Source organism: Tahibacter harae (assembly GCF_024437735.1).
GTDB lineage: Bacteria > Pseudomonadota > Gammaproteobacteria > Xanthomonadales > Rhodanobacteraceae > Tahibacter > Tahibacter harae.
Genome location: NZ_JANFQO010000019.1, coordinates 39,053 through 59,686 on the forward strand (window position 1 = coordinate 39,053; position 20,634 = coordinate 59,686).

22 protein-coding genes are annotated in these 20,634 nt (G+C 70.2%); 12 read left to right on the plus strand and 10 right to left on the minus strand.

The window, feature by feature from the left end; translation table 11 throughout:
* Positions 1-24 precede the first annotated feature (24 nt).
* The 12 genes from NM961_RS18095 to NM961_RS18150 all read left to right on the plus strand — a co-directional run bounded on the left by NM961_RS18095 (position 25) and on the right by NM961_RS18150 (position 11,762).
* Positions 25-1,515, plus strand: coding sequence for a hypothetical protein (locus NM961_RS18095; RefSeq protein ID WP_255915816.1), 1,491 nt, complete (start codon positions 25-27; stop codon positions 1,513-1,515).
* Between the two features lie 231 nt (positions 1,516-1,746).
* Complete coding sequence (locus tag NM961_RS18100; RefSeq protein WP_255915817.1) at positions 1,747-2,463, plus strand: c-type cytochrome; 717 nt, start codon at positions 1,747-1,749, stop codon at positions 2,461-2,463.
* Positions 2,460-3,752: a c-type cytochrome gene (locus NM961_RS18105; protein WP_255915818.1), complete on the plus strand. Its 1,293-nt coding sequence runs from the start codon at positions 2,460-2,462 to the stop codon at positions 3,750-3,752. Before NM961_RS18100 ends, NM961_RS18105 begins: the two co-directional genes overlap by 4 nt.
* A 37-nt stretch (positions 3,753-3,789) precedes the next feature.
* Positions 3,790-5,229, plus strand: coding sequence for an aminotransferase-like domain-containing protein (locus NM961_RS18110; RefSeq protein WP_255915819.1), 1,440 nt, complete (start codon positions 3,790-3,792; stop codon positions 5,227-5,229).
* Between the two features lie 92 nt (positions 5,230-5,321).
* Positions 5,322-5,528 carry a twin transmembrane helix small protein gene (locus NM961_RS18115; RefSeq protein WP_255915820.1) on the plus strand — a complete coding sequence of 69 codons (207 nt, stop codon included), beginning with the start codon at positions 5,322-5,324 and terminating at the stop codon, positions 5,526-5,528.
* 9 nt (positions 5,529-5,537) lie between these two features.
* Positions 5,538-5,837, plus strand: coding sequence for a hypothetical protein (locus tag NM961_RS18120; RefSeq protein WP_255915821.1), 300 nt, complete (start codon positions 5,538-5,540; stop codon positions 5,835-5,837).
* A 216-nt stretch (positions 5,838-6,053) separates the two neighbouring features.
* Positions 6,054-6,713 (plus strand): response regulator transcription factor, encoded by a 660-nt coding sequence (locus tag NM961_RS18125; protein ID WP_255915822.1) that lies wholly within the window; start codon positions 6,054-6,056, stop codon positions 6,711-6,713.
* Between the two features lie 206 nt (positions 6,714-6,919).
* Positions 6,920-7,276 carry a roadblock/LC7 domain-containing protein gene (locus tag NM961_RS18130; protein ID WP_255915823.1) on the plus strand — a complete coding sequence of 119 codons (357 nt, stop codon included), beginning with the start codon at positions 6,920-6,922 and terminating at the stop codon, positions 7,274-7,276.
* A gap of 209 nt (positions 7,277-7,485) precedes the next feature.
* On the plus strand, positions 7,486-8,400 hold the full coding sequence (locus NM961_RS18135) for a hypothetical protein (protein WP_255915824.1): 915 nt from the start codon (positions 7,486-7,488) through the stop codon (positions 8,398-8,400).
* Between the two features lies 1 nt (position 8,401).
* The gene (locus NM961_RS18140; RefSeq protein ID WP_255915825.1) at positions 8,402-9,274 is read left to right on the plus strand and encodes an arginase family protein; all 873 of its coding nucleotides are present in this window, start codon (positions 8,402-8,404) and stop codon (positions 9,272-9,274) included.
* Between the two features lie 120 nt (positions 9,275-9,394).
* Positions 9,395-10,795 (plus strand): oxygen-independent coproporphyrinogen III oxidase, encoded by a 1,401-nt coding sequence (gene hemN, locus NM961_RS18145; protein ID WP_255915826.1) that lies wholly within the window; start codon positions 9,395-9,397, stop codon positions 10,793-10,795.
* Between the two features lie 232 nt (positions 10,796-11,027).
* Entirely contained in the window at positions 11,028-11,762 is a 735-nt protein-coding gene (locus NM961_RS18150) for a helix-turn-helix domain-containing protein (RefSeq protein WP_255915827.1), read from the plus strand.
* 65 nt (positions 11,763-11,827) lie between these two features.
* On the opposite strand, the gene NM961_RS18155 is transcribed toward NM961_RS18150, so the two are convergent.
* The 10 genes from NM961_RS18155 to ccoN are packed head-to-tail and all read right to left on the minus strand — an operon-like array spanning position 11,828 to position 20,597.
* Complete coding sequence (locus NM961_RS18155; RefSeq protein ID WP_255915828.1) at positions 11,828-12,541, minus strand: sulfite exporter TauE/SafE family protein; 714 nt, start codon at positions 12,539-12,541, stop codon at positions 11,828-11,830.
* Entirely contained in the window at positions 12,531-12,692 is a 162-nt protein-coding gene (gene ccoS / locus NM961_RS18160; RefSeq protein ID WP_255915829.1) for a cbb3-type cytochrome oxidase assembly protein CcoS, read from the minus strand. The genes NM961_RS18155 and ccoS overlap by 11 nt, the downstream gene beginning before the upstream one ends.
* Positions 12,689-15,061 (minus strand): heavy metal translocating P-type ATPase, encoded by a 2,373-nt coding sequence (locus NM961_RS18165; RefSeq protein WP_255915830.1) that lies wholly within the window; start codon positions 15,059-15,061, stop codon positions 12,689-12,691. The genes ccoS and NM961_RS18165 overlap by 4 nt, the downstream gene beginning before the upstream one ends.
* Positions 15,058-15,567, minus strand: coding sequence for a FixH family protein (locus tag NM961_RS18170; protein WP_255915831.1), 510 nt, complete (start codon positions 15,565-15,567; stop codon positions 15,058-15,060). Before NM961_RS18170 ends, NM961_RS18165 begins: the two co-directional genes overlap by 4 nt.
* Positions 15,564-17,126, minus strand: coding sequence for a 4Fe-4S dicluster domain-containing protein (locus NM961_RS18175; RefSeq protein WP_255915832.1), 1,563 nt, complete (start codon positions 17,124-17,126; stop codon positions 15,564-15,566). Before NM961_RS18175 ends, NM961_RS18170 begins: the two co-directional genes overlap by 4 nt.
* Entirely contained in the window at positions 17,123-17,422 is a 300-nt protein-coding gene (locus NM961_RS18180) for a hypothetical protein (protein WP_255915833.1), read from the minus strand. Before NM961_RS18180 ends, NM961_RS18175 begins: the two co-directional genes overlap by 4 nt.
* Positions 17,419-18,324, minus strand: coding sequence for a cytochrome-c oxidase, cbb3-type subunit III (ccoP, locus tag NM961_RS18185; protein WP_255915834.1), 906 nt, complete (start codon positions 18,322-18,324; stop codon positions 17,419-17,421). The genes NM961_RS18180 and ccoP overlap by 4 nt, the downstream gene beginning before the upstream one ends.
* Positions 18,321-18,476 (minus strand): cbb3-type cytochrome oxidase subunit 3, encoded by a 156-nt coding sequence (locus NM961_RS18190; RefSeq protein ID WP_255915835.1) that lies wholly within the window; start codon positions 18,474-18,476, stop codon positions 18,321-18,323. Before NM961_RS18190 ends, ccoP begins: the two co-directional genes overlap by 4 nt.
* Entirely contained in the window at positions 18,473-19,147 is a 675-nt protein-coding gene (gene ccoO / locus NM961_RS18195) for a cytochrome-c oxidase, cbb3-type subunit II (protein WP_255915836.1), read from the minus strand. The genes NM961_RS18190 and ccoO overlap by 4 nt, the downstream gene beginning before the upstream one ends.
* A 10-nt stretch (positions 19,148-19,157) precedes the next feature.
* The gene (gene ccoN, locus NM961_RS18200) at positions 19,158-20,597 is read right to left on the minus strand and encodes a cytochrome-c oxidase, cbb3-type subunit I (RefSeq protein ID WP_255915837.1); all 1,440 of its coding nucleotides are present in this window, start codon (positions 20,595-20,597) and stop codon (positions 19,158-19,160) included.
* Positions 20,598-20,634: the final 37 nt, after the last annotated feature.

Genomic DNA, 20,634 nt, shown 5'->3' on the forward strand with positions numbered 1-20,634 from the left:
TCGTCACTACAAAGCGGAATTGCCATGAACCGACTCCACCGCTATCTCAGCGCCTGCCTGCTCGCTGCGGCCGGCGTCTCTGCCCAGGCCATGTACGTCAATCCCGACGGCAGCGGCCAGGTGCTGCTGTTCCCGTACTACACGGCGAATGCGGGCCAGACCACGGTGCTGAGCCTGGTCAATCCCACCGACAAGGTCAAACATCTGCAGGTCACGTTCCGCGAGGGCTACAACAGCCGGGAAGTGCTGCAATTCAATGTCATCCTCGCGCCGCGCGACAGCTGGCTGGGCACCGTCTACGGCGCCGATGCGAGCGGGCCGGCGCGCCTGCTCACGCGCGACGAAAGCTGCACCGTGCCGCTGAAATCGGAATGGACCAGCCTGCCCGGCGGCGGCTACGAGAAAGCGTTCTACAAATCCAACTATACCGGCGCCAACCGTGGCGACGGCGGCCCGGCCACGGATGCGCGCACGCGCGAAGGCCATGTGGAAGTGATCGAGCGGGCGGAACTCGAAGGCACGCTGGCCGCGGCCGTGGTCGGCCAGCATCCGCCGCAATGCACGGCCTTGCGCAGTATCGGCGCCACCACGCCGGGCCTGGCGGCACCGGCCGGCGGCATCTACGGCAATTTCGCCGTGATCGACGTGGCCGACGGCACCTTGTTCGGCGGCGCGGCGACGGCGGTCGCGGACTTCACTCCCCAGATCCTGTTCAGCGACGGCGCTCCGCCGTTCTGGCTAGCTCACGGCCACAGCCGCGACGGCGCGACGCAGCCGGAAGCCGATGCGCTGGTCCCCGTCGACGGCCGCCTGCTCACGCTGACCTATGCCGCCACGAACTCCAGGCCGCTGGCCAGCGGCGTCAATGCGCTTTCGGCGCTGCTGATGACGGAAAACCTCTATGGCGACATCAGCCGCGAAACCAGCCTGGGCAGCCACAGCGAGTGGGTAGTCACCACGCCGACGCGCTACCTGCACGCCATGGATCTGCCGGCGACGGAGAGCCTGGCCCAGCTCGCGCCGTTCGACGGCTACTACAACGAACCCACGCCGCAATCCTCCTGCACCACGTTCATGCCGCGCGGCTACGACCGCGAAGGCCGCAGCGTGGAATTCATCAGCGATGCCGAGTTCTTCGCGCCGCCCGGCGCGCTGCCGCAATACGCGCTGTGTCTGAGCACCAACGTGGTGTACTTCTCCGATCTCGCCGCCAATGGCACCACGCCGCTGCTGGGCTCGCAGCTGGGCACGAAAGTGCTGCCCGACATGCAGGCGGGCCATGTGCAGCTGGAGCTGGCCACGGTGTTCGACAGCAACCTGCGCAACGTGCTGCCCGCCGGCCTGCGCGGCCCGGCGCTGCGCGGCCTGCCGGTGATCGCGTTCGAGGCGGTGCGCTACGTGAACGACAACGTCGGCGGCGTGCTTTCCAACTACGGCGACGCCAACCCGCTGCGGCGCAGCGTCAGCTGCGGGGATGATGCAGGGGCGGCGGAGGCTTGCAGTCAGGAGAACTGAGCGCGGGGATCTGGGGAAACGTCGCCGCCGGGTTGGCGGCGACGGGGCCCGGGAGGTGCTGCGAGGGAGGCAAGGCGTGGTGGTCGGCAGGGGGCTTTGAGCGGGCGGTGCGTTTTGCGGGTAGCCCCTTGCTGCGACCCGGCGCCGACCGGTCGAGCCCAAACTGATCCGGTCGAACTCCAACAAAACTGCCGCTGTTCCGGATCAACTGATCCGGTCACCATGCGCAGCATGAGAATTCTCCCCTATCTGTTGCTGCTCCTGGCCGGTGCCGCTGCCGCGGTCCCCGCCGCGGCCCAGTCGCCGGACGGCCTCGGCGAGCGCCTGGCGGCCTGTGCCGCCTGCCACGGCAAGTCCGGCGAAGGCATGGCCGGGTCCGAGTACTACCCGCACCTGGCCGGCAAGCCGGCCCGCTACCTGTTCAAGCAACTGCGCGCCTTCCGCGACGGCAGCCGGCCGTATGCACAGATGCGCTGGCTGCTGCGCAACATGGACGATGCGTACCTCGAACAGATCGCCGCCCATTTCGCCGCGATGCCGCCGCGCACGCGCGCGCCAGGCGCGCCGGCCGCGGTGCTGCCCGCCGCGACCACGCAGCGGGCACTGCAACTGGTGCGCGAGGGCGACGCCGCCCAGGGCGTACCGGCCTGTGCGGCCTGTCACGGCGACAATCTGGCCGGACTGGAGCCAGGCATTCCGGCCCTGGTCGGCCTGCCCGAGGAATACATCGTGGCCCAGTTCGGCGGCTGGATCAGCGGCGTGCGCAAGGCCGAACAGCCCGACTGCATGGCGCAGATCGCGCGCACGCTGGATCCGCGCGATATCCGCGCGGTCGCGGCTTGGCTGGCGCAGCAGGACAGCGACGAGCCGCACCGCCCGGCCGCGGCCGGCAGCTTCGTGCCGCCGCAGGCCTGCGGCGGCATGCCGTCGCGGGAGGTGCAGCCATGAAGCTGGGCCGCCGTTTCGTTTTCAGCGCCATCGTGCTGGCGCCGCTGCTGCTGATCCTGGCCGGCTGGCTGTTGCTGCTGCTGGGCCGCCAGGGTGGTATGGAACCGTTCCGCGTGCCGCAGGGCGCGCCGCGCAAACCGTCGGCCGATGCGGCCGTGATCGCCCGCGGCGACTATCTGGCCAGGCTGGGCAACTGCGCCGGCTGCCACACCGCGCCGGGCGGCCAGGCCTATGCCGGCGGGCTGGCCTTCGACACACCCTACGGCCGCGTCTACAGCAGCAATCTCACGCCGGATACGCAGCACGGCATAGGCGCCTGGTCCAACGCCGAGTTCCGCCACGCCATGCACCACGGCGTCAGCCGCAACGGCGTGCAGTCGCCGGTCTTCCCCTACGCCAGCTTCGCCCAGGTGGACGATGCCGACATCGAAGCCCTGTTTGCCTACCTGGCCACGCTGGCGCCGGCGGCGCGGACGCCGCCGGCCGACCAGCTGGAATTCCCGGCCAATCTGCCCGGCGCCATGACTGCCTGGCGCCTGCTCTACTACCGCCCCGCACCGCTGCCGCAGCTGGCCACGCCGGAACTCGCCCGCGGCCAGGCCCTGGTCGACGGCATAGGCCACTGCGCCGCCTGTCACGGCAGCCGCGGCACCTTCGCCTCGCTGGCGGCCGGCCCGGCCCTGGGCGGCGGCCGCGTCACCGGCTGGTATGCGCCGGCCCTGGACCAGCGCAGCCTGGCCCATTTCGCCGCGGGCGACCTGGCCCGCTATCTCGGCGGCGAGGTGGTGAACGGCCGCGGCGCCTACGGCCGCATGGCCGACGTGATCGGCGCCAACCTGCAACATCTGCAAGCCACCGATGCCGCGGCGATCGAGACCTACCTGCGCACCCTGCCGCCGCCGGCACCCTCGCGCCGGGCCGATGCCAACCAGCGCGTGGCCGCGCCAGCCGACGACATCGCCACCGGCGATCGCCTCTACAACGAACACTGCGCCGACTGCCACGGTGCCGACGGCAAAGGAAAGGACACCCGCTTTCCCGCCCTGGCCGACTCCAGCGCCATCACCGGCCCCGATCCGGCCAACCTGATCAAGCTGATCCAGTTCGGCGCCGCCGCGCCGGTCACCGCCCGGCATGCGCAGCCCTACACCATGCCCCCGTTTGCGCAGCAGCTGTCGGCGCAGCAGGTGGCCAGCCTGGTGAACGCGCTGCGCCAGCGCTGGGGCGCGCCGCAGCGGCCGGTCACCGCCGACGATGTCGACGCCTGGGGCGGCATCGAGCTGCACTGATGCACGCCACCGCCCCGCCGCGCCGCAGGTATCGCGCATGACCCTCTACGAACAGTACGCCGAGGAAATCGCCGCCCTGATCCGCACCGGCCAGCTCGCCCCCGGCGACCGCCTGCCCTCGGTGCGCGAGGCGCGCGCACGCCGCGGCGTCAGCGCCTCCACCGTATTCCAGGCCTATCAGCGGCTGGAGCGCGAGGGCCTGGTGCATGCGCGGCCGCAGTCGGGCTTCTACGTGTCGGCGCCGCTGTCGGCGCGCACGGGCGAACTGGCCGTGACCGCGCCCGGCGGCGAGGCCAACGAGGTCGCCGTCAGCGAACTGGTGTTCGACGTGCTGCGCGCGGCGCGCTCGCCCGGCATCGCGCCGCTGGGCTCGGCCTTTCCGGGGCCGGAACTGTTTCCGCTGCAGAAGCTGGCCAAGGCCGCGGCGCAGGGCCTGCGCCGGCTGGATCCGGCCAGCATCGTGGACAACCTTTCCCCGGGCAATCCACGCCTGCGCGAGCAGATCGCCCTGCGCTACCGCATCGACGGCATACGCCTGCAGCCTGACGAGATCATCGTCACCAACGGCGCGCTGGAAGGCCTCAACGCCGCGTTGCAGGCGGTGACCCAGCCCGGCGACACGGTCGTGATCGAGTCGCCGGCCTTCTACGCTGCGCTGCAGGCGATAGAACGGCTCAAGCTCAAGGCGCTGGAGATCCGCACCGATCCGGAACAAGGCATCGACCTCGACGCCCTGGAACAGGCCCTGACCCGCCGCCGCGTCGCCGCCTGCTGGCTGATGCCGACCTTCCAGAACCCGCTGGGCAGCCTGATGCCCGAGGCGCGCAAGCGCGCCCTGGTACAGCTGCTGGCGCGCCACCAGGTGCCGCTGATCGAGGACGATGTCTATGCCGAGCTGTATTTCGGCAGCCAGCGCCCGCGCCCGGCCAAGTCCTACGACGAACAGGGCCTGGTGCTGCACTGTTCCTCTTTCTCCAAATGCCTGGCGCCGGGCTACCGGGTCGGCTGGATCGCCGCGGGCCGGCATGCCCAGCGCATCCAGCGCCAGCTGCTGATGACGACCATGGCGGTGTCGGTCGCGGCACAGACGGCGCTGCTGAACTACCTCGAAGAAGGCGGCTACGACCGCCACCTGCGCCGCCTGCGCGCCACCCTGATGGCGCGCATGGCCGCGGCGATACAGGCGGTGGAGGCCACCTTCCCGGCCGGTACGCGCCTGAGCCGGCCGCGCGGCGGCTACTTCCTCTGGATCGCCCTGCCCGCCGGCCTGGACGCGATGGCCCTGCACCGGGCCGCCCTGCGCCACGGCATCGGCGTAGCGCCGGGGCAGATCTTCTCCCCCGATCACCGCTTCAGCGACGGCCTGCGCGTCAACTGCGGCCATGAAGGCGCCGAGGTGCTGCCTGCGCTGCGCCGGCTCGGTGCGCTGGCGCGTGCGCTGCTGGCGCGGGATCCGGGATTGGAGATCCGGGACTAGGAACCCCCGGCACCGGCGAATGCCGGCTCTCGCAAATCCCGAATCACCAATCCCTTCCGAACAAAGACCGAACCTCCCAGAGCCTTTCACTCATGAAAACCCTGATCGCCCTGAGCTTCCTCGCCGTCATCGTCTATAACCTTGGCGCCGGCCTGTATTTCATGATGACCGACAAGGGCAACAGCGGCCGCATGGTCAAGGCACTGACCCGGCGCATCGCCCTGTCCATCGCGCTGATCCTGCTGGTGCTGCTCGGCATCGCCACCGGCTTCGTGCAGCCGCACGGCGTGCTGGGCTGAGGCGGCGCGATGAACTCCACTGTCGCGGTCAATCTCGGCCTGATCCTGCTGTTGCCCTGGTACCTGGTACTGGGCATCGTGTTCTGGCGCACGCGCAAGCCGCCGCTGGGCCTGGGCCGGCGCCTGGCCGATGCCGCCGTACTGCTGCTGGCACTGGCGGGCTCCGGCATCGGCGGCTACTGGAGCTTCCACCACGCCGATCCCGGCGCCGGCGCGATCTGGAAGCAGGTGCTGGCCAGCCTGGTCGGCTACGGCGTGTTCCTGCTGGTGCTGGGCGGCGGCTTCCTGGCACGCCGGCGGACACCCTGAGCGCGCAGTTCTGCGGCAACGGCCGCGGTGGCCGGCGCCCGTTCGTCCGTCTGCACACGCCTTTTCGCCGGCAAAAGCCACAAAGTCGCAATTGCGGCAAAACCGGCTGGCGCGGCGCGTCCAAAACGGTATGCTGCGGCGGCCACCATCGAGCACCGTAGTCCCGATGCCAGCCCGATCCCGCGCCCGTGCCCACCGCCTCCGGCTGGGCGCCACATGAAGCCCGCGCTGTTCGCCGACGACGCTGTCATCGTCATCGCCGTGGACAGCGAACTGGTGGCCATAGGGCTGACCGTGGTGCTGAGCACGCGCCGCAACCTGCACGTGGCGGCGGTGGCGCACAGCCTGGATGCCGCCGAAAAGGCAGTGCAGCGCCACCGGCCCGACCTGGTGCTGGCCGGCCTGGAATTCGCCCGGCCATTGCAACAGCGCATCGCACGGGAACCGGCGCGCATGCTGGTGCTGGGGCGCAACTGGCATATCGGCGTGCCCGACGCCGACACCGGCAGCCTCTGCGGCTTCATCAGCTACGCCGGCCGGCGCAACGACTACCTGCCCCTGATCGACACCGTCGCCCACTGCCCGCAGCGCACGGCGGCGGCGGACAGCACGCGCTGCCGCAGCTGCCCGGTGCGCCGTTCGCTGCAGATTCCGCCGCTGGGGCTGAGCAGCCGCGAATACCAGATCTTCACCGGCATAGGCCGCGGCTTCGGCAGCAGCGAACTGGCGGCGGAACTGGGCGTCAGCGTGAAGACGGTGGAAACCCACCGCGAGAGCATCAAGCGCAAGCTGGGCCTGGATAGTGCGCGCAACCTGAACAACGCCGCCGCCGGCTGGTGCCGCGGCGAAGTGCTCGACGAGAACGGCGGAAGTTGAAACAACTACCGGCCTCAGGGATTCCCCGATGCACAGGCCCTGGCGTACTGACTACTCTGAGGTCGCGAACTCCCCGTCACTCCAGCAAGCGGCCGGCGCCCCAGGCGCTGCGCCGGCGGCAGCGTGCACGCCATTCCGGCCGGACGCTGCACAGCGGGACCGCCGGGCCGTCGCATCCGCATCTTTCCGCATCGAGGATTCCAGCCATGGCAAAAATCAATCTTGAACCCCTGCGCGCCATCGACGGCTACCAGGCCGCGGCCCTGGTCGACGGCGACAGCGGCATGTTGCTGGCGGGCGAAGGCTCCGGCATCAATCTCGATCTCGCCGCGGCGGGCAACACCGAAGTGATCCGCGCCAAGCGCAAGGTCGCCAACAGCCTCAAGCTCAACGACACCATCGAAGACATCCTGATCACCCTGGGCCGCCAGTACCACCTGCTGCGTCCGCTGGAATCCAACCAGCGCCTGTTCCTCTACGTCGTGTTGGACCGCGCCAAGGCCAACCTGGCCATGGCCCGCCACGAACTGCGAACGTTTGAAAAATCGGTCGATTTCTCCTGAGCGCGATCGCGCCCCGTTCCTGAAAGTGCGGCAATGCCTGGGCCGGTGCGCCGGCCCGGCGCAGCACGGCCGCGATGCCCGCCATCGCGCGGCGCCGAAGCGGACCCGGTCCGCGCGGCAAGGCCGCGCGGGCCCATTCTGAAATGCCCGCCGCGGCCGGCGCGTCTGCGCCGCGCCGCCGCGGCGGACGCCGGGTACACTGCCATCGCATGGGCCACGAGATCACCGAAGCCTTCCGCGACGCCGGCCTGCCGCTGTGCCGGCAGCTGGCGGAAATGCTGGACGAGCACTTCAGCCACTGCACCGAGCGCCGCGGCTGCGGTTTCACCCAGGCCAGCCGCCACCTCGCCACCTACATCAACCTGCCGCGCGATCCGCTGGACAGCCGCGACCTGCGCCTGTTCCGCCACTGGCCCCTGGCCCAGACCGAAGTCCTGGCGCAGCAACTGCTCGACCGCGGCGAGGCGCGCGGCTGGCGCGCGCTGCTGCGGGCCAGTCCGCAGGAACAGAGCGACCCCGTCGCTGCGGAACTGGCCGGCCTGGGCCAGGCGCTGGCGCGCATAGCCGGGCAGCTGCAGCGCGAGGAAAGCCGCCTGTTCCTGGACCTGTTCAGCCAGATCCTGCACGGCGACGGCCCGCCCGCGCCGGACGTGGCCGGCATGGCGGAAAAGCCCGAAGTGGGCAGCTGTTCCCAGGCCGAGGAATATTTCCTGGAACTGGCCCATGCGCGCGTGCGCCGCGGCGCGGCGGTCAACATCCTCGTCGATGCGGACGGCGCGCCGCGCCTGCTGGAGAAAATCGGGCTCGGCGAAGCACTGTCGGCCATCGTCATCGCCCCCATCCGCATCTGCGGGGTGCGCATCCCCGCCGGCGGCCTGTGCGCGCTGCGCTATGCCGGCGAGGTGCAGGGCCGCGCCGGTCCCTACGGCCTGATCGTGCCGCTGCAGGCATTGCAGGAGGTGCGCTTCCTGCGCCTGACCACGCTGGCGGTGGCGCCGGAATTCCGCCAGCGCGCCTTCACCCGCCAGCTTGAAGCGCAGCTGCGCGCCAGCCTGTTCTCGCCGACGACCACGACCATGCAGCAGCTGGCCGATTTCGCCCGCCGCGCCGCGCAGGGCGCCTGAGATGCGCCGTCTGCGCATTTACTACCGCAGCGAATACGCGCCGCCGCAGCCGTTCATGCTGGCGCGGCTGCGGGCGCTGGCCGACAGCCTGGCCGCCTGTCCGCAGGTGGAAATGCACGCGCCGCAGCCGATCGCGCTGTCCGCCCTGCGCGGCCTGCATAGCGAGGACTACCTGGACGCCTTCCTGCACGGCCGCGAACCGCTGGCTTCCAGCCAGGGCGTGGCCTGGACGCCGGCCCTGCGCGACGCCACGCTGGCCATGCTCGGCGGCCAGCTGGAAGCCGCGCAGCACGCCTTCGCCCATGGCATCGCGATGAATGTCGCACGCGGCTTTCACCACGCATGGTGGGCCCGCGGCGGCGGCTTCTGCGCGCTCAACGGTCTGGCCCTGCTCGCCCATCACCTGCCGCAGAAGAAGGTCTTCGTCATCGACTGCGACGAACACGGCGGCGACGGCACCGAGGATTTCTGCACGCGCCTGCCCAATCTGTACAACGCCTCGGTGTTCGGCACCCGCTACGGCTATGTCGGCGGACCGCGCGCCTGGGCCTTCCCGGTCGATGTGCGCCGCGACGGCTACGCCGTCTACGCCGCCGCGCTGGAGCAGATCCGCAGCCTGCTGGCCGGGCTGCGGCCGGACCTGCTCGTCTACCAGGCCGGCGTCGACTGCCACCGCGACGACCGCAAGGGCCGCGCCGGCCTGAGCACCCACCAGCTGTTCCGCCGCGACCGCAGCGTATTCGGCATGGCCCGGGAACTGCGCATCCCCCTCGTCTTCGTCGTCGCCGGCGGCTACCAGGACGCACGCATACTGGCGCGGCTCAATCGCAATACGGTGCGCGCGGCGGTGGGAACGTTTGCGCGAGATTCGTGATTGGAAATTCGGGATCGGCAAAAGCAGCCCCGCCGCCGCTCCCGCGAATCCCGAATCACCAATTCCGTCTTGTTGATCCGGATCAAGGCGGCTGCGCTGCGGCTGGCGCATCGTGGGCGCATGAAACCGCAATCCGCCACGGCCTTCGACGCCGAACTGCTTGCCCGCCACGACCGTCCCGGCCCGCGCTATACCTCGTATCCGCCGGCCACCGCGTTCACGCCCGAGTTCGGTCCCGGCCACTACCTCGCCGCCGCGCGCGACAGCAATGCCGATCCCATTCCGCGGCCGCTGTCGCTGTATGTACATGTGCCTTTCTGCCTTTCGCCGTGCTTCTACTGCGGCTGCACGCGCATCATCAGCCGCGATCCGGCGCGCAGCGAGCTTTACCTGGACTACCTGCAGCGCGAGATTGAACTGACCGCGCCGCTGTTCGACCGCGACCGCCGCGTACTGCAGCTGCACTTCGGCGGCGGCACGCCCAATGTGCTGGCGCCGCCGCTGCTGGCGCGGCTGATGCAGCATCTGCAGCAGCACTTCCGCCTGCAGCCCGGCGCGGACGTGGAAGCCGGCATGGAACTGGACCCGCGCAGCTGCGACGCGGTCTATGTGGAAACCCTGGCCGATCTCGGCTTCAACCGCATCTCCGTCGGCGTGCAGGATTTCAACCCGGCCGTGCAGGCCGCAGTAAACCGTCTGCAAAGCCTGGAGCAGACCCGCCGCGTGATCGACACCGCCCGCGCCTGCGGCATGCAGTCGGTCAGCGTGGACCTGATCTACGGCCTGCCGCGGCAGACCCTGGAAGGTTTCGAGCAGACCCTGCGCGACGTGATCGCACTGGCGCCGGACCGCATTGCCATCTACGGCTACGCCCATCTGCCGCAGCGTTTCCGCGCGCAGCGCCGCATCCGCACCGAGGATCTGCCCGACACCGCGCTGCGCATCGCCCTGCTCGGCGCCGCCGTGCGCCTGCTCGGCGCGGCCGGCTACGAACATATCGGCCTGGATCATTTCGCCCGCGCCGACGATGCGCTGGTCAAGGCGCAGCAGCGCGGCCAGCTGCAACGCAATTTCCAGGGCTATTCCACGCATGCGGCCTGCGACCTGATCGGCCTGGGCATGAGTTCGATCTCCCATATCGGCGCCAGCTACAGCCAGAACGAACGCGAGCTGTCGGCGTACTACGCGGCGCTGGAGGCGGGCCGGCTGCCGGTGGCGCGCGGACTGAACATGAGCCCGGACGACCTGATCCGCGCCGACGCAATCCAGCAGATCATGTGCCACGCCCGGCTCGACATCGCCGCATTCGAGGCGCGCCATCGCCTGGATTTCCGCAGCCGCTTCGCCGGCACGCTGCGCCAGCTCGCGCCGCTGGCACAGCAGGGGCTGGTCACGCTGTCGCCTGGCCAGATCACGGTGACGCCCGCAGGCCGCTTCCTGCTGCGTGTGATCGCATTGTGCTTCGACAACCACACCGCTCCCGCAGCGGCAGCCGCCGTGCCGCTGTCGCGCGCAATCTGAAGCACTGCCGCAGCGAACAGAACGCGGCGCGCGCAGCGGCATCGCCATCGACAGCAACATACCGCCGGACGCGGCCGGATCTTCGTCGCGCAGGCGCGGCAACGCCTGCGCACTGCCGCCAGGCACGAAAGCGGCAGCGCGGAACCGGCACGCCGCCGGCAACTGCGACATCGTGCCGCGCCGGGCTTTGGTCGTGGATGACCGCACCGCAGGCAGCCACTAAGCTCGCCGGATGGAACCCGCGCCCGTCATCGACCTGGGCAGCCTGCGCCGCAGTTGCGCGCAGTGTTCGCTGCGCCAGCTCTGTCTTCCCGTCGGCATCGGCGCCGACGATGTCGACCGCATCGACCGCCTGGTCAAGCGGCGCAAGCCCGTCGCCCGCAACGAACGCCTGTTCCATACCGGCAGCGCGATGAATCGCCTGTACGTCGCGCGCGAAGGCGCGTTCAAGACCGTCGCCGGCAACGAGGACGGCGAAGAACAGGTGATGGGCTTCCATCTTCCGGGCGAACTCATGGGCCTGGATGCGCTGGGCACCGGCCAGCACCGCTGCGACGCGATCGCACTGGAAACCGCGCAGGTCTGCGAAGTGCCGCTGGAGGATCTGCAGCGGGTCGCCGCCGAAGTGCCCGGCCTGCAGCGCCAGCTGCTGCGCGTGATCGGCTTCAGCATGGGCCGCGACCAGGATCATCTGGAAATGATGAGCCGGCGCCAGGCCGGCGACCGCGTGATGCTGTTCCTGCACAGCCTGTCGCAGCGCTTCGAGGGCTTGGGCCGCGACGGCGCCGAATTCTCCCTGCCGATGACGCGCGAGGACATCGGCAGCTATCTCGGCCTGGTCATAGAAACCGTCAGCCGCAGCTTCACCAAGCTGCAGGACGATGGCCTGATCGCCGTGCGCGGCCGTCAGGTGCGGCTGCTGTCGGCGCGCCGGCTGGCCGAGGCGGTGCACGGCAGGACGAACTGATCCGGCAAACCCCGGCAACGTTATCTTGTGTAATTTTCGTCGCCGCGCTGGACGCTCCGCCGGCGTCAGTGGCAGCCCAGCCCGGCCAGCAACGGCTGCAACAGCGGCGAATGCATCAGCCAGGGCGCGGCCATGGTCAGCACGCCCGACAGCAGCACCAGCACGCCGCCGGCGCGGCGCAGTCCGGGACGGGCGAACAGGCCGCCCAGGCGCAGGCCGCTGTAGCTCAGCGGCAGCATGGCCGGCAGCGTGCCCAGGCCGAAGGCCAGCATCAGCAGCGCGGACTGCAGCACATCGGCCTGCAGCCAGGCCGCGAACAGCACGGCGGAACTCAGGCCGCAGGGCATCCAGCCCCACAGCATGCCCAGGCCCAGCTGGCGCGCGGCGGTGTTCGCCGGCAGCAGGCGCCGGCGCAGCGGCGCCAGCCATTGCCACAGCGCGGCGCCGGATTTGTGCAGCGCAGCCAGGCGCCGGCCGCTGTCGAGCAGGCGCAGGGCGATCAGCACCAGCGCTGCGCCCAGTGCCACGCGCAGCGCCAGTCCCAGCTGCGGCGCCACCATCAGCAGGCCGTGGCCGACACTGCCGACCGCGACGCCGGCCAGCCCATAGCCGAGGATGCGGCCGCCGTTGATGCGCAGCGCGGCGCCGAAGCCGGGACGCCCCTGCCCGGCCAGCGAACCCAGTCCTGTCGCGACACCGCCGCACATGGCCACGCAGTGCACGCTGCCGGCAAGGCCGCTGATCAGCGCGGCGCCCAGAGCGAGCCAGTCAATCGGCATCGCGGCCAGGCGCCTCGTCGTCGACGAGTATCTGCAGCGGTGCGCTGTCCAGGTCGTCGAACTGTCCGCCGCGCACGGCCCAGGCGAAGGCGGCGACGGCGCTGCCGAGCAGGAGCACGCTGAGCGGAACCAGCAGCAGCAGTATCGTCATGGGGCCACCTTGCGCAGACGCAGCGCATTGAGCACGACCAGCAGCGAGGAAGCGCACATGCCCAGCGCCGCCAGCCCCGGCGAGATCCAGCCCAGCGCCGCGAACGGCAGCGCCAGCGCGTTGTAGGCCAGCGCCCAGGCGAGGTTCTGCCGCACGATGCGGCGCGTACGCCGGGCGATGGCGACGGCCTGGGGCACGCGCAGCAGGCTGTCGCCGGTGAGCAGCAGATCGGCGGCGCGGTGCGTGGTCACGGCGCCGCCGGCAAAGGCGAAGGAGACATTGGCGCCGGCCAGCACCGGCGCATCGTTGACGCCGTCGCCGAGCATGGCGACGACATGGCCCTGCTGTTGCAGCTCGCGCGCCCGCACCAGCTTGTCCTGCGGCGACTGGCGCGCACGGGCCTGGCGTATGTCCAGCACGCGGGCGATTTCCTGCACCGCCGCCGGCGCATCGCCGCTGGCCAGTTCCAGCTGCACACCCTGGGCGCGCAACGCGGCGGCCAGCGCGGGCGCATCGGCGCGCAGCTGCTGGCGGATGCCGAAGCGCGCCAGCGGGCGCTGACCGTCGCCCAGCCAGACACCGCCGTCGTCGCGGCCGCCGGCGGCGAAATCGCCGCGGCCCAGCCGGTAATGCAGGCCGGCCACGCGCGCCTGCAGGCCCTGGCCGGCGACCTGCTGCCACTCGCTGAGTTCCAGCGACTGGTTGGCCGCCGCACCGAAGGCGCTGGCCAGCGGATGCGCCGAACCGGCCTGCAGCGCCGCGGCCAGCTCCAGCGCGCGGGCGCGGTCGCAGCCGGCAAAGATTTCCACGTGTTCCAATTGCGTTTTCTGCAAGGTCAGCGTGCCGGTCTTGTCCAGCAGCACCGTGTCGACCCTGGCCAGGTTTTCCAGCGCATCGGCACGCAGCACCAGTACGCCGATGCGGGCCAGGCTGTCCTGGGCCGCGGCCAGCGCCGCCGGTATCGCCAGCGACAGCGCGCAGGGGCAGCTGACCACCAGTACGGCGAGGAAGATCTCGAACGCGCGCGCCGGATCCTGCGGCCACCACAGCGCGAATGCAGCCAGCGCCGCGAGCAGCAATACACTGATGAACCAGGCCGCGACGCGATCGGCGCGGCGCGCCAGACGCGGGCGCAGGGCCTGGGCCTGATCCACCAGGCGCACCAGGCCGGCCAGCTGCGTGGCCGCGCCGGCCGCGCTCACGCGCAGGCGCAGCGGTGCTTCGCTGCTGCTGCCGGCCAGTACCGGCGCGCCGGGCTGGCGCAGCAGCGGCAGCGATTCGCCGCTGAGCAGGGATTCGTCCAGCGCCGCCGGCGCATCCAGCAGTACGCCGTCGGCCGGCAGCGCCTCGCCGGCGGCGACGCGCACCCCATCGCCGGCGCGCAGCCGGGCCAGCGGCACGCGCTCCACGCTGCCGTCGCCGCGTTCGCGGCAGGCGAAGGCCGGCAAGGTATGCGCCAGTGCGTCGGTACGCGCACGGGCGCGGCGCCGCGCCCAGGTTTCCAGCTGGCGCGCGGCCAGCAGCAGGAATACGAACATCACCGCCGCGTCGAACCAGACATGGGTGCCGCCACGCACGGTCTCCACCGCACTGGCGAAATACGCCAGAAGGATGGCGCCGCCGGCCAGCAGGTCCATGCTGGCCACACGCTGGCGCAAATCGCGCAGCAGCCCGGCGATGAACGGCCAGCCGGCGAAGAACACCACCGGCGTGGACACCAGCAGCGCAGTCCAGCGCAGGAAATCCCGCGTCGCCGGCGCCATCTGTCCGGCGCTGTCCAGGTATAGCGCTTCGGCGAACATCATCGCCTGCATCGCGCCCAGTCCCGCCACGCCCAGGCGCAGCAGCTCGCGCCGGCGCAGCTGCTGCTCGGCGCGCTGCTGCGCGGGCGAACCGGCCAGCGCGGGCGCAAAGCCCAGCACGGCCATCTGCCGCAGCAGCTGCGGCAGTTCGATGCGCTGCGGATCCCAGCGCAGGCGGACCCGGCCGGTGGCGGCATTGGCGCGCACCTGCACGCTCGCGTCCATCCGTGTCAGGGCCTGGTCGATCAGCCAGGCGCAGGCGGCGCAGCGCAGCTCGCGCACCAGCACGGTCATCTCCAGCCCGCCGGTGACGGCCTGGGCATGGGCGGCGAGGATGTCCGGATGCAGCCATTCGGCGTAGTCGCCGGCGTCGGCCTCCAGCCGCGCGGCGGCGCCCTGGCGCAAACGGTAATACTGCACAAGTCCCGCATCGCGTATCCACTGCGCCGCGGTGGCGCAGCCGGCGCAGCAGACAGACTGCATCGCACCGTCGATGAGCACCTGCGGCGCCTGCGCCGGCAGGGCCTGGCCGCAGTGGAAGCAGGCGCCCGCGCCGTTGGCGTTCACGGCTGCCACAGCGCCTGCAACTGCGCCGCGCCGGCGCCGGCGGGCAGGCGGCCGCCCAGGCGCCAGCTGCCGTCGGGCGGCTGCAGGCGTAGAGTCCAGGCCGCGGTGCCGGCCGGCGCGGTCTGGCCTATCCAGCGCGCGCCGCTGCGCTGCAAGGTGATTTCGCGGTCCTGCTGCGCCTGGCTGCTGTGGATCAGGCGCAGCTGCAATTGCTCGGCGCCGACCGCATCGCGCCCGGACAGGGACAGGCTCAACCTGCCGTCGGCCGCATCCAGCTGCAACTCCGCGACCAGGCCGGCGCGCGCGGCGGCCAGGTCCGGCGCCAGGTTTTCCTGCTGGATCTGGCCGGTGCGGCGTACCTGCGTGCTCAGCGCATCGGCGCCGCCGGCGCGTACCGCGGCAACCACGATGAGGATGCCGGCGATCACGCCCAGCGCCGGCAGGCCGGCGACCAGCCAGACCATGGGTTCGCGCCAGGCCGGGCGCACGGTGGTTTGCTGATTCATGGCGAAGGTCCGAAGAAAGCGGTCTTGACGCGGGTGCCGGCTTGCGGCGCGTCGGCGCTGCGGATCTGCAGTTCCACCTCGCGCCGTCCGCGCGCCTGCGCCGCCGGCGCGACCAGGGTGAAGGCCAGGCTCTGCACGCTCTCGGCTGCGGCCTCGACGCGGATGGCGCCGCCGCGCAGTTGCGGGCCGGCGCGGTCGGCCACGTCGATGAGATACACCTGGGCGCGGTGGTCCTTGTTGATGAGCTTGAGCGTATAGGCGTTCTCGATGCCGCCGTCGGCAGACACGCGGTACAGCGCATTGCGGTCGCGCAGCACTTCGGCGCCCAGGGTCGCGCGATGGGTCACGCCCCAGGCCCAGCCGCCGATCAGTACCAGCAGCAGCAGGCCGTAGATCACGATGCGCGGCCGCAGCACGCGGCTGGGCCTGCCGTCCAGCGCGTTCTGCGTGGTGTAGCGGATCAGGCCGCGCGGATAGTTCAGGCGGTCCATGACCTGGTCGCAGGCGTCGATGCAGGCGCCGCAGGCAATGCATTCGTATTGCAGGCCGTTGCGGATGTCGATGCCGACCGGGCAGACCTGCACGCACCAGGTGCAGTCGATGCAGTCGCCGAGTTCGGCCGGCTCCGGCGCAGATTCCGCCAGGTTCAGCGAACCGCGATAAGCGTCGAACGCGCCGGTGGTATTGCGCACTTCGGCCTGGTGCGCCGGCGCCCGCGCGCTTTCCAGCGCGTGCGCGATCCAGCGCTCGGCCGCCTCCACCGACAGCAGTCCGCGCGCGCGCTCGGCCACGCTGCCCAGGCCGCGCCGGCGCGCGCCGCGCGCTTCGCCGCGGCGCAGGTCGTAGGCGATGATGAGGCTGTCGCGGTCGAACATGGCGCCCTGGAAGCGCGCATACGGACACATGTACTTGCATACCTGCTCGCGCAGGATGCCGGCGTTGCCCCAGGTGGCGAAGCCGTAGAACACCACCCAGAAGGTTTCCCAGCCGCTCCAGTCCAGCGCCGGAAAACGCAGTGCCAAATCGCGGATCGGAGTGAAGAAGCCGACGAAGGTGAAGCCGGTCCAGGCCGCGAGCACGAACCAGGCGATGTGCTTGCCGCCCTTGCGCAGGAACTTTTCGCGCGTCCACGGGCCGGCGTCGAGCTTCATGCGCCGGGCGCGGTCGCCTTCGGTCCACCGCTCCACCCACAGGAACACTTCCGTCCATACCGTCTGCGGACAGGCATAGCCGCACCACAGCCGTCCGGCCAGGGCGGTGAAGAAGAACAGCGAGATGCCGGCGAGAATCAGCAGCAGTGCGAGGAAGACGAAATCCTGCGGCCAGAACGCCAGGCCGAACACGTAGAAGCGCCGCGCCGGCAGATCGAACAGCACCGCCTGGCGCTCGCTCCACTGCAGCCAGGGAAACACGTAGTACATGCCCAGCAGCAGGAACACTGCGGCGCGGCGCAGGGTGTCGTAGCGGCCGCGCACGTCGCGCGGATACACCTTGCCTTCGGCCTGGTACAGCGAGGCGCCGGCATCGTCCTTGAGCACCACGGGAATGCGGCGGCTCATGGCGAGTTCCGGTTGATCGCCAGCGGCGGCCGCAGCAGCAGCCAGGTGAACCAGCTGGAGCTGGCGGTCGCCGCCCAGAATGCAAAGAAGCCCACGGTATACGTCCACTCCCGGCCGAGACTTGCGCCGAACCAGACCAGGCCGTCCCAGTCCAGCGGATCGACCAGGGCGAATAGCACCGTGGTGCAGACGCCGGCGGCGAAGAAGCTGGGCCATAGCACGGCGCCCCAGCGCTGCAGCCGGGAATACTCCGGCGGCGGCGCGGGATGTCCGGGCGGGAAGCCGCGCACGGTCATTGCGGCTTGGCCTCGCCGTGCGAACGGCTGTACACCCACGCTGCGACCACGCGCGCGCGCGCCGGGCCAAGCAGGGCGGCATGCGCCGGCATGTTGCCGTTGCGGCCCAGCACCAGGGTTTCGCGGATGGAATCCGGATCGCTGCCGTAGAGCCAATACTTGTCGGTCAGATCCGGCGCGCCCATCAGCGCATTGCCCTTGCCTTCGGGGCCATGGCAGGCCGTGCACAGGCCGGCGAAATGCGCCGCGCCCGCCGCCGCCTGCTGCGAATCCACCGGCAGGCCGGAGAGCGAACGCACATAGGCGATGGTCTGGTCGATCTTGGCCGCGCTGCCCAGTGCGCCGGCCAGCGGCGGCATGGCGGCCTGGCGGCCGTCCATCACCGAGGTCAGCACGTCCTGCGGCTGTCCGCCCCAGTGCCAGATATCGTCGCTGAGATCGGGGAAGCCGCGCGCGCCGCGCGCATCCGCACCGTGGCAGGCCGCGCAGTGATTGGCGAAGATGGCCTGGCCGTGGCGCAGCGCCACCGGATCCCTGGCCAGTTCCTCGACCGGTTTGTCCGCATACGGCGCGAAGGCGGCGGCGATGCGCTGGTCGGCCTCGGCCTTGTCCGCATCATGTTCGCGCGCGGAGGTCCAGGCCGACGTGCCGGCCCAGGCGCCCATGCCGGGGTAATAAATCAGATAACCGACCGCGAACACCACGGTGATGTAGAACAGGCCCAGCCACCAGCGCGGCATGGGCTTGTTGTATTCGGTGATGTCGCCGTCCCACCAGTGGCTGGTGTCTTCCGGCTTGGGATCGCCGGGCCGGCGCTTGCCGGTCCAGCGCAGCAGCCAGACGCAACCGGCCAGGTTGAGCACGACGAGGACAATCACATACCACGACCAGGCGCTGCTCATGCTCGACGCTCCTGTCCCTCATCGGCCAGCGGCAGTCGCGCCGCGGCCTCGAAATCACTGCGCCGCCGGTCGCTCCAGGCCCAGGCCCAGCCGAACAGGAACAGCACCAGCAACACGCCGGTGACGGCACCGGACACCACGCCTGCGCTCATGGCCGGCCTCCCGCATCATTGGTTTCATTTTTCACATTGGCCGCATTCGCCACCGCCGGCGCCTTGGGCGCGTGCCGGCCCAGGCCCTGCAGATAGGCGATCACGGCGTCCAGCTCGGTCTTGCCGGTGACCGCGGCCGCGGCGCCGGCGATTTCCTCGTCGCTGTAGGGATCGCCCAGCGCGCGCAGCGCCTGCATCTTCTGCGTGGTCAGCGCGCCGTCGACCAGCTTGTCGCCAAGCCAGGAATACGACGGCATGTTGGATTCCGGCACCACGCTGCGCGGGTCCAGCAGATGGGCGCGGTGCCAGTCGTCGGAATAGCGTCCGCCGACGCGGGCCAGGTCCGGCCCGGTGCGCTTGCTGCCCCACTGGAACGGCCGGTCATAGACCGATTCGCCGGCGACGGAATAGTGGCCGTAGCGTTCGGTCTCGAAACGCAGGGTGCGGATCATCTGCGAATGGCAGTTGTAGCAGCCTTCGCGTATGTACACATCGCGGCCGGCCAGCTGCAGCGGCGGATACGGCTTCACCCCGGGCAGCGGCTGTATGGTCTCGGCCTGGTACATCAGCGGCACGATCTCGGCCAGTCCGCCGAAGCTGATCGCCACCGCGATCAGCACGGCCATGACGGCGACGTTCTTCTCTACCTTGGCATGGGCATGTTCGTTCATGGCGCAGTCCTCATGCGTGGGCGGTGGCGGCCGGCGGCAGTACCGCCGTCTCGGGCACGGGTTCGGCCAGGCGCCAGGTGCGCCAGACGTTCAAGGCCATCAGGCCCATGCCGGCCAGCACCAGCAGGCCGCCGATCAGACGGATCAGGTAATAGGGATAGGTGGCCGCCAGCGACTCGACGAAGCTGTAGGTCAAGGTGCCGTCGGCATTCGCCGCGCGCCACATCAGGCCCTGCATCACGCCGGCAATCCACATCGAGGCGATGTAGAGCACCACGCCCAGCGTATGCACCCAGAAATGCGTGTCGATCAGCCGCACCGACCACATCTGCTGCAGGCCCAGCAGGCGCGGCAGCATGGCGTAGACCGAACCGAGCGTGATCATCGCCACCCAGCCCAGCGCGCCGGCGTGGACATGGCCCACGGTCCAGTCGGTGTAGTGGCTCAGCGAGTTCACCGTCTTTATCGACATCATCGGCCCCTCGAAGGTGGCGATCATGTAGAACGACAGCGCGACGATGAGGAATTTGATGATGGGATCGGTGCGCAGCTTGTGCCAGGCGCCGGACAGCGTCATCACGCCGTTGATCGCGCCGCCCCAGGACGGCGCCAGCAGCACCAGCGAGAACACCATGCCCAGCGACTGCGCCCAGTCCGGCAGCGCGGTGTACTGCAGGTGATGCGGGCCGGCCCACATGTAGATCGCGATCAGCGCCCAGAAGTGGACGATGGAAAGCCGGTAGGAATATACCGGCCGCCCGGCCTGCTTGGGCACGAAGTAATACATCATGCCGAGGAAGCCCGCGGTGAGAAAAAAGCCGACCGCGTTATGGCCGTACCACCACTGCGCCATCGCATCGACCGCGCCGGTATAGAGCGAATACGACTTCAGCCAGCCCACCGGAATGGCCAGGTTGTTGACGATGTGCAGCAACGCGACGGCAACGATGAAGCTGGCGTAGAACCAGTTCGCCACGTAGATATGCGGCACGCGGCGGCGCGCGATGGTGCCGAAGAAGACCACGCCGTAGGCCACCCAGACCAGGGTAATCAGGATGTCGATGGGCCATTCCAGCTCGGCGTATTCCTTGCCCTGGCTCAGGCCCAGCGGCAGGGTGACCGCGGCGGCCACGATCACCGCCTGCCAGCCCCAGAACACGAAGGCGGCGAGGCGGTCGGAGAACAACCGCGCATGGCAGGTGCGCTGCACCACGTAGAAACTGGTACCCATCAGCGCACAGCCGCCGAAGGCGAAGATCACGGCATTGGTATGCAGCGGGCGCAGCCGGCCGTAGGACAGCCAGGGTATGCCCTCGGCCAGGGTGGGCCAGTACAGCTGGGCGGCGATCAGCACGCCGACGGCCATGCCGACCACGCCCCAGACCACGGTCATCAAGGTGAATTGGCGCACTACTTTGTCGTTGTAGCGTGCCGTCGTCGAAGCGCTCATGGAATTCCTCGCGGCGCGTTGCGAATGAAAGACGCCG

Bases quoted from the DNA above. Each gene is read 5' to 3' on its own strand.
- ccoS (WP_255915829.1), bottom strand. From the start codon at position 12,692: ATGACGATACTGCTGCTGCTGGTTCCGCTCAGCGTGCTCCTGCTCGGC.
- NM961_RS18150 (WP_255915827.1), top strand. From the start codon at position 11,028: ATGGAACCCGCGCCCGTCATCGACCTGGGCAGCCTGCGCCGCAGTTGC.
- ccoP (WP_255915834.1), bottom strand. From the start codon at position 18,324: ATGAGCAGCGCCTGGTCGTGGTATGTGATTGTCCTCGTCGTGCTCAAC.
- NM961_RS18175 (WP_255915832.1), bottom strand. From the start codon at position 17,126: ATGAGCCGCCGCATTCCCGTGGTGCTCAAGGACGATGCCGGCGCCTCG.
- ccoN (WP_255915837.1), bottom strand. From the start codon at position 20,597: ATGAGCGCTTCGACGACGGCACGCTACAACGACAAAGTAGTGCGCCAA.
- NM961_RS18120 (WP_255915821.1), top strand. From the start codon at position 5,538: ATGAACTCCACTGTCGCGGTCAATCTCGGCCTGATCCTGCTGTTGCCC.
- NM961_RS18110 (WP_255915819.1), top strand. From the start codon at position 3,790: ATGACCCTCTACGAACAGTACGCCGAGGAAATCGCCGCCCTGATCCGC.
- hemN (WP_255915826.1), top strand. From the start codon at position 9,395: ATGAAACCGCAATCCGCCACGGCCTTCGACGCCGAACTGCTTGCCCGC.
- NM961_RS18135 (WP_255915824.1), top strand. From the start codon at position 7,486: ATGGGCCACGAGATCACCGAAGCCTTCCGCGACGCCGGCCTGCCGCTG.
- NM961_RS18095 (WP_255915816.1), top strand. From the start codon at position 25: ATGAACCGACTCCACCGCTATCTCAGCGCCTGCCTGCTCGCTGCGGCC.
- NM961_RS18140 (WP_255915825.1), top strand. From the start codon at position 8,402: ATGCGCCGTCTGCGCATTTACTACCGCAGCGAATACGCGCCGCCGCAG.
- NM961_RS18100 (WP_255915817.1), top strand. From the start codon at position 1,747: ATGAGAATTCTCCCCTATCTGTTGCTGCTCCTGGCCGGTGCCGCTGCC.
- NM961_RS18105 (WP_255915818.1), top strand. From the start codon at position 2,460: ATGAAGCTGGGCCGCCGTTTCGTTTTCAGCGCCATCGTGCTGGCGCCG.
- ccoO (WP_255915836.1), bottom strand. From the start codon at position 19,147: ATGAACGAACATGCCCATGCCAAGGTAGAGAAGAACGTCGCCGTCATG.
- NM961_RS18190 (WP_255915835.1), bottom strand. From the start codon at position 18,476: ATGAGCGCAGGCGTGGTGTCCGGTGCCGTCACCGGCGTGTTGCTGGTG.
- NM961_RS18180 (WP_255915833.1), bottom strand. From the start codon at position 17,422: ATGACCGTGCGCGGCTTCCCGCCCGGACATCCCGCGCCGCCGCCGGAG.
- NM961_RS18125 (WP_255915822.1), top strand. From the start codon at position 6,054: ATGAAGCCCGCGCTGTTCGCCGACGACGCTGTCATCGTCATCGCCGTG.
- NM961_RS18155 (WP_255915828.1), bottom strand. From the start codon at position 12,541: ATGCCGATTGACTGGCTCGCTCTGGGCGCCGCGCTGATCAGCGGCCTT.
- NM961_RS18170 (WP_255915831.1), bottom strand. From the start codon at position 15,567: ATGAATCAGCAAACCACCGTGCGCCCGGCCTGGCGCGAACCCATGGTC.
- NM961_RS18115 (WP_255915820.1), top strand. From the start codon at position 5,322: ATGAAAACCCTGATCGCCCTGAGCTTCCTCGCCGTCATCGTCTATAAC.
- NM961_RS18130 (WP_255915823.1), top strand. From the start codon at position 6,920: ATGGCAAAAATCAATCTTGAACCCCTGCGCGCCATCGACGGCTACCAG.